General features: G+C 68.9%; 13 protein-coding genes and 1 tRNA gene. 9 read left to right on the forward strand and 5 right to left on the reverse strand.

Annotated elements, in window-relative coordinates; all coding sequences use genetic code 11:
• Positions 1-49: 49 nt before the first annotated feature.
• From OG453_RS10075 to OG453_RS10095, 5 genes are all read left to right on the forward strand, one after another.
• The gene (locus OG453_RS10075) at positions 50-1,123 is read left to right on the forward strand and encodes a 2-aminoethylphosphonate ABC transporter substrate-binding protein (RefSeq protein WP_266866606.1); all 1,074 of its coding nucleotides are present in this window, start codon (positions 50-52) and stop codon (positions 1,121-1,123) included.
• A gap of 161 nt (positions 1,124-1,284) precedes the next feature.
• Positions 1,285-2,766: an alkaline phosphatase family protein gene (locus OG453_RS10080; RefSeq protein ID WP_266869786.1), complete on the forward strand. Its 1,482-nt coding sequence runs from the start codon at positions 1,285-1,287 to the stop codon at positions 2,764-2,766.
• A gap of 81 nt (positions 2,767-2,847) precedes the next feature.
• Complete coding sequence (locus tag OG453_RS10085; RefSeq protein ID WP_266866608.1) at positions 2,848-3,627, forward strand: HAD-IIA family hydrolase; 780 nt, start codon at positions 2,848-2,850, stop codon at positions 3,625-3,627.
• A gap of 102 nt (positions 3,628-3,729) precedes the next feature.
• The gene (locus tag OG453_RS10090; protein ID WP_266866610.1) at positions 3,730-4,257 is read left to right on the forward strand and encodes a hypothetical protein; all 528 of its coding nucleotides are present in this window, start codon (positions 3,730-3,732) and stop codon (positions 4,255-4,257) included.
• Positions 4,258-4,272: 15 nt separating this feature from the next.
• Entirely contained in the window at positions 4,273-4,935 is a 663-nt protein-coding gene (locus OG453_RS10095) for a class F sortase (protein ID WP_266866612.1), read from the forward strand.
• 285 nt (positions 4,936-5,220) lie between these two features.
• On the opposite strand, the gene OG453_RS10100 is transcribed toward OG453_RS10095, so the two are convergent.
• Positions 5,221-5,988 carry a GAF and ANTAR domain-containing protein gene (locus OG453_RS10100; RefSeq protein ID WP_266866613.1) on the reverse strand — a complete coding sequence of 256 codons (768 nt, stop codon included), beginning with the start codon at positions 5,986-5,988 and terminating at the stop codon, positions 5,221-5,223.
• A gap of 161 nt (positions 5,989-6,149) precedes the next feature.
• On the opposite strand from OG453_RS10100, the gene OG453_RS10105 reads away from it, so the two are divergent.
• Positions 6,150-7,184 (forward strand): glycoside hydrolase family 6 protein, encoded by a 1,035-nt coding sequence (locus OG453_RS10105; protein ID WP_266866614.1) that lies wholly within the window; start codon positions 6,150-6,152, stop codon positions 7,182-7,184.
• Between the two features lie 153 nt (positions 7,185-7,337).
• Here the strand turns inward: OG453_RS10105 and OG453_RS10110 are convergent, their stop codons facing one another.
• The 4 genes from OG453_RS10110 to OG453_RS10125 all read right to left on the reverse strand — a co-directional run bounded on the left by OG453_RS10110 (position 7,338) and on the right by OG453_RS10125 (position 12,456).
• Entirely contained in the window at positions 7,338-9,278 is a 1,941-nt protein-coding gene (locus OG453_RS10110) for a kelch motif-containing protein (RefSeq protein WP_266866616.1), read from the reverse strand.
• Positions 9,275-11,269 (reverse strand): glycosyltransferase family 2 protein, encoded by a 1,995-nt coding sequence (locus OG453_RS10115; RefSeq protein ID WP_266866618.1) that lies wholly within the window; start codon positions 11,267-11,269, stop codon positions 9,275-9,277. The genes OG453_RS10110 and OG453_RS10115 overlap by 4 nt, the downstream gene beginning before the upstream one ends.
• 303 nt (positions 11,270-11,572) lie before the next feature.
• Positions 11,573-12,304: a FadR/GntR family transcriptional regulator gene (locus OG453_RS10120; protein WP_266866620.1), complete on the reverse strand. Its 732-nt coding sequence runs from the start codon at positions 12,302-12,304 to the stop codon at positions 11,573-11,575.
• A gap of 78 nt (positions 12,305-12,382) precedes the next feature.
• Positions 12,383-12,456, reverse strand: a tRNA-Lys gene (locus tag OG453_RS10125).
• A gap of 255 nt (positions 12,457-12,711) precedes the next feature.
• On the opposite strand from OG453_RS10125, the gene OG453_RS10130 reads away from it, so the two are divergent.
• The 3 genes from OG453_RS10130 (at position 12,712) to OG453_RS10140 (ending at position 15,941) form a co-directional block, all read left to right on the forward strand.
• Positions 12,712-14,037 (forward strand): peptidoglycan-binding protein, encoded by a 1,326-nt coding sequence (locus OG453_RS10130; protein ID WP_266866622.1) that lies wholly within the window; start codon positions 12,712-12,714, stop codon positions 14,035-14,037.
• A gap of 82 nt (positions 14,038-14,119) precedes the next feature.
• Positions 14,120-15,289, forward strand: coding sequence for an SPFH domain-containing protein (locus OG453_RS10135; protein WP_266866624.1), 1,170 nt, complete (start codon positions 14,120-14,122; stop codon positions 15,287-15,289).
• Positions 15,276-15,941 (forward strand): nucleoside/nucleotide kinase family protein, encoded by a 666-nt coding sequence (locus OG453_RS10140; RefSeq protein ID WP_266866626.1) that lies wholly within the window; start codon positions 15,276-15,278, stop codon positions 15,939-15,941. The genes OG453_RS10135 and OG453_RS10140 overlap by 14 nt, the downstream gene beginning before the upstream one ends.
• Positions 15,942-15,981: the final 40 nt, after the last annotated feature.

Genomic DNA, 15,981 nt, shown 5'->3' on the forward strand with positions numbered 1-15,981 from the left:
CGCAAGGCTCTTCAAGGTCCTTCTGGTTCTTCAAGGAGTAGGAAACGTCATGTCCCGTCACACCACGCGCATCAGAACGTTCGCCGCCGCCTCCGGCAGCCTCGTACTCGCCGGATCGCTCACCGCGTGCGGCGGCGACTCGTCGGCGTCCGACGCCAAGGAAGTCACCGTCTACAGCGCCGACGGCCTCAAGGGCGAGAACGGCGACGGCTGGTACGACCAGGTCTTCAAGGACTTCGAGAAGAAGACCGGCATCAAGGTGAACTACGTCGAGGGCGGCTCCGGCGAGATGGTGCAGCGCGCCGTCCGCGAGAAGTCCAACACGCAGGCCGACGTCATCATCACGCTGCCGCCGTTCATCCAGCAGGCCGACGAGAAGGGCCTGTTGCAGGCCTACAAGCCCAGGGGGTCGGAGGAGGTCGACGGCGCCGACAAGGCCGCCGACGGCAAGTGGACCTCCGTCGTGAACAACTACTTCGGCTTCATCTACAACAAGAAGGAGCTCGGCGGCGGCAAGGCGCCCAAGACCTGGGAGGACCTCACCGACTCCTCGTACAAGGACAAGGTCCAGTACTCCACGCCCGGCGTCGCGGGCGACGGAACCGCCGTGCTCATCAAGGCGATGCACGACTTCGGCGGCAAGAAGCCCGCCATGGACTATCTGAAGAAGCTCCAGACGAACAACGTCGGTCCGTCCGCCTCCACCGGCAAGCTCGCGCCGAAGGTCGACAAGGGCGAGCTGCTCGCCGCCAACGGCGATGTCCAGATGAACTTCGCGCAGTCCAAGGACATGCCGAACCTGGGCATCTGGTTCCCGGCCAAGGAGGGCGGCAAGCGCACCACCTTCGCCCTGCCCTACGCGGCCGGCCTGGTCAACAAGGCCCCGCACAGCGCCAATGCGAAGAAGTTCCTCGACTACCTGCTCAGCCAGAAGGCGCAGCAGCAGGTCAGCGAGATCGGCGGCGGCTTCGCGGCGCGCAAGGACATCAAGGCCACCGACGCCAACGCGGTCGCGCTCGACAAGATCGTCGAGGGCGTCGAGGTCTTCGAGCCGGACTGGGCGGACATCTCCGAGAACCTCCAGACGTACGTGGAGGACTGGAAGTCGGCCACCGGCAGCTGACCTCAAGTTCACCTGGAATCACGAGAGTTCACCGCCGCGCCTCTGGCCCCGGCGGTGAAGTAGCGAAAAGATAACGGGTATGGACCCAACGCCCCTGGTTCTCCAGGGGCGTTGGTCTGCGCTCCCGCCCCTTCCGACTGGAGGACCACGTGTCGCCCCGTATGACCCGCCGCTCGTTCCTCGTCTCCACCGCCGCGCTCGCCGCTGCCGCAGGACCCCTGTCCGCCGTCGCCGGCGCGGTGGCCAAGACCCCGAAGGTCCTGGTCATAGGCCTGGACGGCGCCCTGCTCAACAGAATCAAGGACGCGGACGCGCCCGCCCTCAAGGCGCTGATGTCGGCCGGCCTCACCGCCCCCAGCGCCATCTACGCCAACCCGCTCGCCCCCACCTCGTCGGGCCCCGGCTGGTCGACGCTCATCACCGGCGTCTGGCCCGACAAGCACAAGGTGCTCAACAACGACTTCACCGGCCACCAGCTCGCCAAGTACCCGGACTTCATGACCCGCGTCGAGGCGGCGAAGCCGAACCTGCGGACGTACGCAGTCTCGTCCTGGGCCCCGATCACCGACATCATCTTCTCCGCGAAGGTGGACACCCGGGTCTCCACGCCGTCCGCCGAGTACGACGCGGGCACCACCACCCGCGCCGTCGCCGAGGTCAAGAGCGGCAACCCCGACGCCGTCTTCGTCCAGCTCGACAACATCGACCACGCGGGACACGACAGCGGTGCCGCCAGCCAGGCCTACCTCGACGCGATCCACGGCGCCGACACCCAGGTCGGCCAGATCCTCGACGCCGTCAAGTCCCGTGCCACGTACGGCAATGAGGACTGGCTCATCATGATCACCGCCGACCACGGGCACACCGACCCGGGCGGCCACGGCGGCTCCAGCTGGCCCGAGCGCCAGACGTTCATGATCGCCACCGGCTCCACGGTCGCCGCCGGTTCGGTCCGGCACGACGTACGCATGCCGGACATCGCCGCGAGCGCGCTCGCCCACCTGGGCGTGGCGATCGACCCGGCCTGGGGCCTGGACGGCCGCCCGATCCAGCAGCCCACGCCGGACGACTTCGATGCCCTGCGGGCCAAGCTGACGGGCCCGGTCGACGAGGGCGGCATCGGCTCCGGCGTCATCGGCTTCACGCACACGCCGCCGAGCGGCTGGAGCGTCGACAACTCGAAGATGGGCACCGGCGGCATCACCGAGTGGCGCGGCTGGTCCTTCACGACAGATGAATTCTGGACGAAGACCGAGCGTGACCAGCAGCGCGAGCTCAACATCCGGGCCCGCAACGTCTTCGCGGTCGCCGACGGCGACGAGTGGTCCGACAAGACCTTCTCGGGCACCTTCGACTCGACACTGATCAGCCCCGCGTACGACGTGACGGGCGGCCGCCCCGCGACGCTCACGTACACGACGTACTACCGCCAGGAGGCCCCGCAGAAGGGCGAGGTCCTGGTCTCGTACGACGGTGGCGCCCCGGTCACGGTGAAGACGTACACGGCGGACACGCCGTCCGTGGTCGAGAGCGTCCGGCTCGATGTGCCGGCCGGAGCGCGCAAGGCTCAGGTCCGCTTCCGCTACACCGGAGGCAACAACTGGTACTGGGTGATCGACGGGGTCAAGATCACGGCTTCCTGATTAGGGTGGGGGGCGTCGGCACAGCGCCGTCCCGGCGCCCCTCACGCAACCAGCAGATCGCAGACCGCAGGAGTGCACCCCATGGCAGAGCGCAAGCCCATCGAATCGTGGCTCACCGACATGGACGGCGTGCTCATCCACGAGGGCGTTCCGATCCCTGGCGCCGACGCGTTCATCAAGAAGCTCCGGGAATCGGGCAAGCCCTTCCTCGTCCTCACGAACAACTCCATCTACACCGCGCGCGACCTCCAGGCCCGGCTGACCCGGATGGGCCTCGAGGTCCCGGTCGAGAACATCTGGACCTCCGCGCTCGCCACCGCCAAGTTCCTGGAGGACCAGCGGCCCGGCGGCACGGCGTACGTCATCGGCGAGGCGGGGCTCACCACCGCGCTGCACGACATCGGGTACGTCCTGACCGACCACGACCCGGACTACGTGGTGCTCGGCGAGACCCGCACGTACTCCTTCGAGGCCATGACCAAGGCCGTACGCCTCATCAACGGCGGGGCGCGGTTCATCTGCACCAACCCCGACGAGACCGGGCCCTCCACGGAGGGGCCGCTGCCGGCGACCGGCGCCGTCGCGGCGTTGATCACCAAGGCGACGGGGAAGAACCCGTACTTCGCGGGGAAGCCGAATCCGCTGATGATGCGGACCGGGCTGAATGCGATCGGGGCGCACTCGGAGACCAGCGCGATGATCGGTGACCGCATGGACACGGATGTCCTTGCCGGACTGGAAGCGGGGATGGAGACGTTTCTGGTGCTTACGGGGCTGACCTCCCGTGCCGATATTGATCGGCATCCATTTCAGCCCTCGAATGTGGTTGATTCCATCGCTGATCTTGTTGAGCGGATCTAGGCGCCGCTTCGCGGCGAATTTTTCCCGCCCGCCCACCCGTTTGCCCCGCATCAAGATGCGAGGTGGGGCTCTGCGCGTGAATCTCGTATGAGGAGGTTTACGATGCGTAGAGGCTTGCTCACCTTGCGTGGCATAGCCGTGGCGGCCGCTCTCGTCGCCGCCGCGGCCCCCGCTTACGCCCATGACCAGGGCAAAGTGCACGCCACGATCACGCCGTCCAGTGCCGAGCCCGGCAGCCGGGTGGAGGTCAGCGTCACGGGCTGTGGGGGGACGACGGGGGCCGCCAGCTCCGGGGCCTTCACCGGGGAGGCCAAGCTCACCGGGCGTGACGGCGACAAGTACTCCCTCAACGGCTCGGCCATGATCAAGAACGATATCGGCGGTACGTACGACGTCACCGTCATCTGCGACGGCCACCCCCACCAGGGCGCCGGCACCGTGCAGGTCGGGCAGCACAACCAGGCCCCCGTGGCGCCGGTCCGCGCGGGCGGCGGCGGCGCCGCGCAGCTGGCCGTCACCGCCGAGGAGGAGGGGCCCGGCACCCTGCACGCGGTGATCGGCCTGGTCCTCGCCGGGGTCGCGGCCGTGGCGGTGGCGTTCCGCAGCGTCCGCCGGCGCCGCTCCGAGTGACGGGTGCCGAACGACATGTCCGAGGGTGAACGACCGTCCGGTACCAGCGGGCTCCTCACCGGCGTCGCCTGGGCGATGCTGCTCGTCGGGCTCTGGCTGTGGGGCAGCGAGATCACGGACGGCGGCGGCCACTCGGGCCCCACGACCGGTGACGTCGCGGCGGTCGGACGCCCCTTCGGTGTCGAACTCCCGGACGCGCACAAGCCGTTGGCCCCAGCGGCGCCCCAGCGGGTCGATGTGCCCTCGCTCGACGTGCGCGCGCCCGTGGTGGCCCGCGGCCTCGACCGGGACGGTGCGATCGACCCGCCGCCCTTCGAGCAGTCGGGCACGGTCGGCTGGTACGGCGGCGGGACGCGCCCCGGCGCCGCGGGCACCTCCCTGTTCGTCGGCCACGTCGACACCGAGACGCGCCCCGCGGTCTTCTACGACCTCAGCGCCGTGCGCCCCGGCGCGAAGATCCGGGTGACCCGCGACGACGGCTCGGTTGCCGAGTTCACCGTGGACGACGTCCAGGTGCTCGGCCGCGACCGCTTCGACGCGAAGAAGGCGTACGGCCCCCATGAGGACGGCCGCGCCGAGCTCAGGCTCATCACCTGTGGCGGCACCTTCGACCCGGCGACCAAGACGTACTCGGCGAACGTGGTGGTGTCCGCCTACCTCACCGGCACGCGGTCGTAGCCAGGCCATGCGTACGCGAACAACCTGGCCCGGTCGGCGGCCCGCTCCCCCCGGAGCCGTCGACCGGGCTGGTCCTCGACCGCGCGCGCACGAGCTGCGGGAGTAGCCCGGCGCCGGCGCGGGAGGCTCGGTGGCCGTTCCGATGGTGCGGAACGGGTCGGTCCGGCCGGGGGCTTGGGCCGTTGGAAACGACTTTAGAACGGATGAGCCCAGGAACCTAGAGGTGGATTGACGCCATGTTGCGTCACGCTTCCCCTCTGTGATCATCGCAGGTGGCGGCGGACGTCAGGGTGCTTCCCCGGAAGGTTCGGACCATTCGTCGCGCAGCGCCGCGTCGTCGAGCGAGCCTTCGATCACCGATGTGGCGACCACCGTCATGACCAGCTGTTCTCGACGTGCGTACCGTCGCAAAGCGGCAAAGGCTTGGTCCACTGAGGTGTGCCAGCGCTCGGCGAGTATGCCTTTGGCCTGTTCGATTCGAATACGGCTGGTCAGGGCCGATTGGAGCTGGGCGGTGAGCGTTCGATACTCCGTGTAAGTGCGGTGGTTGTGCAGGCCGACCGCGGCCATGTCGGCGATCGCCTGAGCAAGGCGCAACTCACCGTCCGCGGCGCCGCCGTGGGACGCGTCGGCCACAAAGAGGTTGAGCGCGCCCAGCGTCGTCTCGCGCTGCCGCAGCGGAACCGCGTAGGTCGCCCCGATGCCGTGCGCCCGGGCCCGCGCCGTGAACTCGGGCCAGCGGCGCGCCGATTCGGCGGTGGTGAGCCGGACGGGCGGTACGGCCCGCCCCGTACCGAGGCTGTCCACGCACGGGCCGCCGCCCTGCTGGGTCTTGAGCAGGTCGAGGGCGAGCGGCCGGGGGTGTCCGCTCGCGACGAGGGCGGGCAGGTGGTCGCCGTCGACCAGTACCCCGGCCGCGGTCGCGTCGAGCAGTTCGACGCAGTGGCCGGCGACACGGCTGAGGTAGAGCTCGGGATCGAAGTCGTCGGCGACTGTGTCCGAGGTTTCCACCAGGACTTCAGCCAGTCGTAGTTCAGAGGTGCGGTCCCGCATGATCTCCTCCCAGAGAGGGTCACCCCGCAGCCTGCGCCTACCCTCTGGCGCCGCGCTGTAACAGGTCTCCAACAGGTCCCGGCAGCGGACGGGCGGGCCTCGTGGGCAGGGAGTGCGTATGTCAGGATTGAGAATCGGACAGTGCACCCAAGGGGGAGTGGATGTACCACAAAGGCACCGGCCGCGGACATGGATTCGCGGCCAGGGGGGTGAAGGCTGCGGCGGCGCTTGCGGGGGCTGCGCTGCTGCTGTCGGGGTGCTCCTCCGATGACTCCGGCAAGGACAACGAGTCGTCGGGACAGCCGGTGAAGCAGCAGCCCAAGGGCACCGACCCGTACTGGGTCAACCCGGACGGCAACGCGGCCAAGCAGGTCGCCTCGTACGAGAAGGACGGCAAGAAGGACGACGCGGAGCTGATCCGGCAGATCGCCGAGCAGCCGGTCGCCGAATGGATCGTCCCGGAGAACGCGGAGGAGCAGGCGCGCGGCTTCACCGAGGCCGCGGAGAAGGCCGACCGGGACGCCCTGTTGGTCCTCTACAACATCCCGCACCGCGACTGCGGTCAGTACTCGGGCGGCGGCGCGGCCGACGGCAACGAGTACAGGAAGTTCATCGACCAGGTCGCCAAGGGCATCGGCGACCGCAAGACCACGGTCATCCTGGAGCCGGACGCGGTGCTCCACATGGTCGACAACTGCACGCCGGAGGAGTTCCACGAGGAGCGTTACGACCTGCTCAAGGGCGCCATCGAGAAGCTCAAGTCCCTGAAGAACACCAAGGTGTACCTGGACGCGGGCAACGCGGGCTGGAAGAACCCGGACTCGCTCTGGGAGCCCCTGAAGTGGTCCGGCGTCGAGCAGGCCGACGGCTTCTCGGTGAACGTCTCCAACTTCCAGACCACCGAGGCCAGTACGGAGTTCGGCAAGAAGCTGTCGGCGAAGATCGGCAACAAGCCGTTCGTCATCGACACCGCGCGCAACGGCAACGGCGCGTACACCAAGGGCAAGGACTCCTGGTGCAACCCTCCTGGCCGCGCTTTGGGCGAGGCGCCCACCACGAAGACCTCCGACCCGCTCGTCGACGCGTACCTCTGGGTCAAGCGGCCCGGTGAGTCCGATGGGACGTGCAGGGGTGGCCCCAAGGCCGGTGAGTGGTGGCCCGAATACGCGTTGAGCCTCGCGGAAGCGGCTAAGTAGAGCGCCGCGGGGTGGCGCCCCGTAGGGGCGCGGGGAACTGCGCGAGCAACCAACGAAAAGCCGCAGTCGCGTCTGCCGAGTTACCTGGCAGACGCGACTGCGGCTTTTATGTGGCTGAGCGCGCAGTTCCCCGCGCCCCTGGCGGGGCGCTGCTTACGGCACGTGCACCCACTGGGCCTTGCTCGGGGTGCCCTGGTCGTCCGTGACGAAGAGCATGTACCAGCCCGACTCCACCAGGCTCCGCTCCTTGGGAATCGTCACCGTGACGCCGTCCGCGGACTTCTTCAAGTCCAGGGCCACCGACGTCTGGTCGATGTCCGTCACATGCGTCGACGCACTCGGCCGAATAAGGCGGGCCGTCTTGATGGACGAGGCATGCTTCGACTTGAACGTGCCGGACCCGCCCCGCCTGATCTCCTCCGGGCCACCGCTCAGCGTCGGCTGCGAGCCGTGGTACAGGTACGGCGGCGTGTAGATCTCGATGCGCTGCTCGAACTCGCCGGGCTTGGTGTTGGCCTTGTCGGCGTAGAGCGAGTCGGAGCCGAAGAACATCACGCGGCCGTCGGGCAGCAGGAGCGAGCCCGAGTGGTAGTTGCGGCCGACCTCCGGGTCCGCGACGCGGCGCATCTTGCCGGTCTTGGCGTCGTAGATCCGCGCCTGCTTGATGTTCGAGTCGCCGCGGCCGCGGTAGTCCTCGGAGCCGCCGGATATCAGCACCGAGTCGTCGGGCAGCGTCGAGGCCTGCGGGTAGCGCGTGCCCTTCTCCAGCTCGGGCCCGTCGACGAACTTCGGGTTGTCGTCCAGGAGGTCGACGATGCGCGTCTTCTTGCTGGATTTCTTGGACTCGCCGACACCGCCGCCGCCGACGACCATGTACTTCTGGTCCTGCGCGGGCGGCAGCTCCACCGTGTTGGAGGTCTCCAGGAGGTTCGGGTCGCTCATGCCCGGAATCGTCTTCCAGCTGCCCTTGGTCTCCAGGTCCCAGGTGCCGGGCTTGCGGCCGACGTCGTCAGGGCCGTAGCCCGCGTTCGACCCCGAGTAGAAGAGCCTGCCGCTCTCCAGCTGGAAGACCGCCGGGTAGGTGGGGAACTGGCGGACCTGCTTGGTGTACGTCCACTTCTTGGTCTTCGGGTCGTAGATCTCGTTCTTGCCCGGGACCAGCTGGCCGATCTCGTCAAGGCCGGAGAGGCTGAGCACCTTGCCGTCCGAGAGCGTGGTCAGCGTGGGGTACCAGCGCGCCTCGTTCATCGGGTCGACCTTGATGTACTTCTCGGCGACCGGGTCGAACTCGAAGGAGTCCTTGATCCCCTGGAAGTCCTTCTTGTCCAGGGCGAGCTTCTGCGCGATGCCGTACGTGTTGCGGGTGGCGGCGCCGCTCAGGCCCTGCACGCGGTAGTTGTCCTGCGTGCCCGTCTCGTGCTTCGTGCCGCTCTTCTGCGCCTCGACGTACACCCGGCCGAGGCCCGGCTCGTTGCGTATGAACGCGCCGGTCTGCTTGTCGAAGACCTTCTTCGCGCGCTCGACGACGACCGGGTCCTTGGAGACGAACGTCTTGCCGTTCTTCTTGCCGGTGAACTTCGTGCCCGGCGGCAGTGTGATCGGCTTGTCCGGGTCTTCGTTGTGCACCACCATCAGGCCGCCGGCCTTGGTGATGTCGCCCTTGAGCTTCTCGTAGCGCTGGGTGCCGCCGGCTATGAGGAGATTGCCGTTGGCCAGCTGGGTGTGGCCGGTGCAGAAGAGGTCGACGGGCGTCTTGATCTTCTTGATCGTGTTCTTGACCGGGTCCCACAGGCGCGTGTCGAACTTCTTGGCGTCGAAGTTCTTCTGGTTGTTGCCGGAGCCGGCGACCAGGAGGATCTTGCCGGTGTGCAGGAGCGCCGCGTGGATGGTGTTCTGGCGGTACTCCTCGGGGAAGTTCACGACCTGCCAGTGGCCGTTGTCGGCCTTGTACTCCGGCTTGTTGATCTTGTAGTCGTGGTACTTCTCCGAACCCACGCGCCACAGCCACGGGCCGTTCATCCCGGCCAGCGCTATGACCACCGCCGCGCCTATCGCGATGCGGCGGGCGCGGCGGCGGCTGGAACGGTCTTTCATTTCTTACGTCCCCCAAGGGAAATCTGCATGGTCTGGTCGGTCGCCGCCCAGCTGGGCTTCTGCTGCGGCGCGTGCGGTGCCTGTGGCGTCTGTGGTGCCTGTACTGCCTGCGGCAGCTGTGCCGTGGTGTCGCGCTGCTGCGGCACCATCGGGTCCCCGCCGCCGGACGGTGGTCCCGAAGGTCCTGCCCCATGCCGCGACTTGCGCTTCTTCTTCTCCTGCCGCATGCCCCAGCGCCACGCGAAGATCGGCGCCGCCGTGATCAGCAGGGCGAACGTGGCCCAGATGATCATCGCCGGGTGGGCGTGGTCGTACACGAACGCGGCGGCCATCGAACCGCCGAAGACCAGGATGAAGAACAGGTGGATGCGGAACGTGCCGAACAGCGTGTCCGGGCTGGCCGAATCGCCCTTGGGGGTCACCACGAACTTGCTCTTGCGGCGCAGCACGGTGTCCAGGAGCGAGCGCGCGTACACCGGCGCGGAGAGCGCGGACATGATCATGCCCGCGATACCGCCGGAGCCCTCGGGCTCGTGCGGCGAGACGTTGTGGCGACGGTTCCAGATGTAGAGGCCGATCTGCAGCGCCGACGCGTTGCCGTACAGCATCAGCCAGATCGTCGGGTCGATGTTCACGCCCGATGCGCCCATGCCCAGGAACAGCGCGCAACTGAGCGCGGCCAGGATCCAGTTCATGGCGGACATCGGGTAGAAGATGACCATCATCGTGTAGTTGAAGAGCCGCCCGGGCGGCAGCGAGAACGGCGCCTTCCAGAACTGCTTGAGGATGGTCTCGTACGTACCGCGCGACCACCGCAGCTGCTGCGTGAAGAAGTCCGTCCAGGCGTTGGGGCCCTCGCCGACCGCGAGCACGTCCGGGGTGTAGACCGACTTCCACTTCTTGCCGGTGTTCGGGTTCGTGGCCCGGTGGATCTCGAAGCCCGTCGCCATGTCCTCGGTGATCGAGTCGTACAGACCGCCGATCTGCTTCAGCGCCCTGATGCGTACGGCGTTGCTCGTACCGACGAACATCGGGGCGCCGTAGGCGTTGCCCGCACGCTGGATGAGGGCGTGGAAGAGGAACTGCTGGGACTCGGCGGCCTTCGTGATGAAGTTGTCGTAGTTGCCGTAGACCTGCGGGCCGATGACGAAGCCGACGTTCTCGTCGCGGAAGAAGCCGAGCATCCGCTCCAGGTAGTTCGGCATCGGGACGTGGTCGGTGTCGACCGACGCGAAGTAGTCGTAGTCGTCGCCGTGCGCGTCCAGCCAGGCGTTGTAGTTGCCGTGCTTGGTCTTGGCGCGGTGCGGGCCCTTCGCCAGGTTCCACTTCGCGACGCCCTTGCGGGAGAAGTGGTGCACGCCGAGCCGCAGGCAGACCTCCTTGACCGCGGGGTCGTCGCCCTCGTCGAGGAGCCAGACGTGCATCAGGCCGCGGTGGCGGATCTTGACCGCCGCCTCCAGCGTCTTCGTCACCATCTCGAGCGGCTCCTTGCCGGGCACGAACGAGGTGAGGAAGGCGACCCTGGTGCCGGTCTCCGGCACGACGGGTATCGGGTCGCGGGCGACGAGCGTGGCGTGCGCGTTCGAGAGCACGTTCATGCAGCGGAAGAACTCGATCAGGCCGATCGAGACGAGCATGACGACGTCGAGCACCGGCAGCCAGTCGTTGGCCACGTAGTCGCGCTCGGTCCAGTGCGTCGGCTGGAGCAGCCAGGCGAGCAGGACGAGCGAGAGCAGCGGCGCGGCGCCCAGCATCAGGGCGGCCCGGATCCGGTGCGGCTCCTGCGAGAGCAGGGAGCGGTACTGCACCTTGTACGGCTTGTTCGGATCAGGCTGCGTGAGCGGCCCCGCCAGACGGCTGTAGTGCTCGTAGTCGTATCTCGGCAGGGCCTTCTTGATACGCCGGAACCCGCCTGTCCGGTGCGATGGCACCCGCAGCTGGGTCGTCTGTGACGGGTCGTCCGGCCGCGCGCCCGTCGGCGTCGACGTCATGAGTCATCCCCCCGCACGCGGTCGCCCGCGTGTTCGTTGGTCCTTCCGCCCGGTCTGGTCCCCCTCGACCTTCACGGGCGCATCAGTGGCAGGCCACCGTCCCCTTAGACGGGGACGACAACCTTCCGGTTGCATGATGCCCCCCTAGGCATCCATTAACGAACGGGACCCCCGTCCCCGTGGCTCATCCCGGTAGGTGGTGAGGCCCCCCAACTGCCCCGTACCGCCTGCCTCATGAGAGCCAGTGGCTCCAGCACAAGGTTCTACGCCCCTAGCCATGATCGCAAGAGCGAAACAAGGTGTTTACCGGTCATACGAGCGATTTGGGGAAACCTCTGAGGCGGGAGAGCTCAATCGCGTTCGAATATTACCGAAGTGTTCCCGTATTGCCCGCTCGGCTCGGACCGCGTCCCCGGAACGGACCGCGTCGAGGATGTCGCGGTGCTGGCGGCAGGTGACCTTGGGATCGTGCGGCACGTCCACCAGGTCGGTGCGCACCCGATGGAAGGCGTCCCAGAACGCCTCCAGGACCTCGCCGAGCAGCGGATTGCGCAGACACCGGTAAAGAGTGGCGTGAAATGCGCGGTCGGTATCGGCGTGGACGGTGGCGTCCCGGCTGTTCCGCGTGCCCTGCGCCGTCGCCTCGGCCTCCATTTGATCCACGAGGGCGTCCAGTTCGGCCAGGTCGGCGGCCGGGATGGCGCCCGCGAGGCGCGCGATGAGCCCGGTCTCCACGGCCTCCCTCAGCTCCAGGAGCTGGAGCAGGCTGTCCTCGCCCCGATAGTGACCGGCCACCGTGCGGAAGGCGAGGCCCTCGATCATGGGCGCCATCGACATGGGTCCGACATAGGTGCCGAAACCATGACGGATCTCCACGATCCCCATCGCCTGGAGGGCCTTGAGCGCCTCCCGTACGGAGTTCCGACTGACGCCGAGGCGCTCCATCAGCTCCGGTTCGGTGGGCAGGGAGGCGCCGGAGGGCAGCCGCTGGTCGATGATGAGCTTCTTGATCCGCTCCTGGATGTCGCGCGCCATGGCGCAACGGTAGCGGCACCCGTGCCAGTGGTGGCATGACAAAAGCCCCCCGCGTGAACGGAGGGCTTTCGCAGTCTGTGCGCCGCCAGGGACTCGAACCCCGGACCCGCTGATTAAGAGTCAGCTGCTCTAACCAACTGAGCTAGCGGCGCGTGCTGACCTGGAGAACTCTACCGGATGCCGACGGGTGCTCCGGACCATCCGGGAGCTTGCGGGTGCTCGGGGTGGCATTGGGCTGAGCTTCGAGCGCGCTTTGCTCGGGGCCGGTCCGGGGACGGTGGGGGGAGTGAATGCGGGGTGGATCCACCTTTCGGACCGTCAACATGCGATATCGCCGGACAGTTGAGAAACTGACGATCGTGCAGATGCGACGCGGACATTCTTATCCGGAGTGTGAGGGGAATCGCATGGACGGTGCTCCGGTATTCGAGGAATTCGAGCCCGAGAGCGACTGTGACTGCCCCGGATGCATTCACCGGCGAAGGGACCTGGCCCGCGGACTTCCCGTACGTCTTGGTGGCCACCCCGCGGCGCATGGGGCTCGCCGGGCCCTCGTGCTCGCCACGGCGGCGGGCACGGTGCTCGGCGGCGGACAGGCGCTGCCGGCGGTGGCGGCGCCGGGGGTGCCGGGGACACCGGCCGGTCCCGTCGTCCCCGGGGACGACGGTCCTGGCCCGCAGGGCGGCACGAGCGCGCTGCACGGAGCGCCGGGCGCACTGGGCGCTCCGGGCCCGGCGGTCGGCTCCGCGGTACGGGCGACGACGCGGGCCGAGATCCTGCAGCGGGCCAGGCAGTGGGTCGCCGCGAAGGTGCCGTACAGCATGGACGCCTTCTGGTCCGACGGATACCGGCAGGACTGCTCGGGCTTTGTCTCGATGGCCTGGGATCTCGGCGGCAATGAATGGACGGGAAGCCTCGCGGCGTACGCGGTCCGTATTACGAAGGCCCAGCTGAAGCCCGGGGACATTCTTCTCTTCCACAATCCGGCGAACCCCGAGAAGGGTTCGCACGTGACGATTTTCGGCGGCTGGACGGATGCGTCGCACACCCGATACACGGCGTACGAACAGGCCCGTCCGTACGCCCGGAAGCAGACGACTCCCTATGCCTATTGGAGCAATGCGGGCCGCTATCTGGCCTACCGCTACAAGGGCGTGACGGACGGCACTCCGGGCGGCTCGGGCCCGAGCACGGGAATGCGCTACCCGGGAGCGGGGTCGTTCGGCCCCGGTGCGGACAACAAGTACGTCACGCGGCTCGGCAAGGCGCTGGTCGGCCGGGGCGGCGGCCGCTTCTACCGCACGGGGCCCGGGCCGCGCTGGGGCGACGCGGACCGCAGGGCCACGCAGGCGTTCCAGCGGGCGCAGGGCTGGAGCGGCGCGGACGCGGACGGCCTGCCGGGGCCGACGACGTGGTCGTACCTGATGAAGGGCAAGGGGCGCGACATCCCCGCGGCGGGGGCGGGGGCGGGGGCCGGTGGCGCCCACGGCAAGGTCCCCGCGTACCCCGGCAGGGGAGTGTTCCGCCCCGGACAGTCGAGCCCGTCCATCGAGAAGCTCGGCAGACAACTGGTGAAGAAGGGCTTCGGCAAGCACTACGCCAAGGGCCCGAGCCCGCGCTGGAGCGAGAGCGACCGCCGCAACGTCGAGGCGTTCCAGCGCGCCCAGGGCTGGCGGGGCGTCGCGGCGGACGGCTATCCGGGGCCCGAGACGTGGCGGCGGCTGTTCTCGTGAGCCCCCGGCCACGGGTCGGACCGGGGCACGAAGGTGACTCGGTTACGTATGAGATCGAGGTACGAATGAAGTGGAGGCAAGGATGAGTGCGACGGCGGCATCAGAGCCACAGACCCCGCAGCCATCCCACCCCGACGGGCAGCCGGACCCCGCCGCCCGCTCGCAGCGGCTCATCCACAGCGAGGCCACCACCGAGATCCCCCTGCACCTGCTCTTCCGGGACGACCCGGGCGATCCCGGGGTCCCGCTGACGCCCGCGGTCGTGCGGCGGCGGCAGGGCACGGGCGAGCAGCCGCGCACCACTGCGCGGCGGCCCGCGCCGCGGCCCGCGGCGGCGCGTCCCGTGCCCGCCGTCGACCCCGCCATCGCCGAGCGGCACGCGCGGGTGCTGCCCGGCGGGGTCGGCGTGCTCGGCGGGGCCGCGGGTGCCGCCGGGTGTGCGGCCGCGCTGTGCTGGGCCGGGGTGCTGCCCGAGCCGTTGGCGGGGGCGGCGGGGCTGCCGGCGGCCGCGGAGTACAGCGGGATCGGCCTCGCGCAGTGGGCATCGCTCGCGGGGTCCGGGGCGCTCGCCCTCTTCGGGTTCGGGGGCCTGGCCAGGGGCCGGGTCGGCAAGGCGTGGGTGCTCACGCTCTTCGGGCGCTACCGGGGCAGTGTCCGCCGCACCGGTCTGATGTGGGTGAACCCGCTCCTGCTGCGCCGCCGTGTCGACGTACGCCTGAGGCACTGGCGCAGTGAACCGATGCCCGCCGTGGACCGGGGCGGGGTCGGGCTGCGGGTCGTCGTGCTCGTCGTGTGGCGGGTCAAGGACGCGGCGCGGGCGACCCTCGGCGTCGCCGACCACCAGGAGTATCTGCGCGAGTGCGTCGAGGCGGCGACGGCCCGTGTGCTCTCCAGGCTGCCCGCCGACGCCTTCCACGACGACACCCCGACCCTGCGCGACGCGGACGCCGTCGGCGACGCGCTGACCCGGATGCTCGCCGCGGAGGCCGAGCCGGTCGGCATCGAGATCTTCTCGGCCCAGCCGACCCGGATCGAGTACGCCCCCGAGGTCGCGGAGACCATGCACCGCCGCCGGGTCGAAGCCCTGGATGCCCGGCACCGCGACACCGTGCTCACCTCGGTGGTGGACTCCGTCGAGGACACGGTGACCCGGCTGACCACCCGGGGCCTGGTCGAGCTCGACGACTACGAGCGCAAGGCCTTGGTCAAGGACCTGACGGTGGCGTTCTATACGGGGCATGGAGACCGCTGACCCCGCCACGCCCGAACTGACCGCCCTCGCCAAGGACGCCTGGCGGCTGACCGCGGGCCGGCCCCGCACCCTCCTGGGGATCGCGGGGCCGCCCGGCGCCGGCAAGTCGACGCTGGCGCGTGCCCTTGTGGCGGCGATCGGTGAGGGTGCCGCGTATCTGCCGCTCGACGGATTCCACCTGTCGAACGCCCAGTTGGAGCGCCTCTCCCTCACCTCCCGCAAGGGTTCGGAGCCGAGCTTCGACGTGCGGGGATACGTCGCGCTGCTCGGCCGGGTCCTCGACGACACCGGCGCGGACATCTACGTACCCGATTACGACCGCACCCTCCACGAGCCGGTGGCCGCCCGGCATCGCATCCCGCCTGCCGCCCGGCTCGTCGTCACCGAGGGGAACTATCTCGCCTGCGATCTGCCCGGCTGGCGTACGGCCCGGGAGCTCATGGGGGAGTGCTGGTATGTGCAGACGCCGGGAGAGGTGCGTCAACCAAGGCTCCTTGAGCGGCAGTTGGCGGGTGGGCGGACGTCCGACGAGGCCCGTGCGTGGGTGGCGACGAACGACGACCCGAACGGCGACCTGGTCGAGAGGTCGCGCCACCGCTGCGACCGAACCCTCTCCACACTTGGTATGGACATGTTCAACTACCGGCCATAATCTGGACTTGGTCTAGACCGCAGAACTCGCCCCGCAGCGC

Source organism: Streptomyces sp. NBC_01381 (genome assembly GCF_026340305.1).
GTDB lineage: Bacteria > Actinomycetota > Actinomycetes > Streptomycetales > Streptomycetaceae > Streptomyces.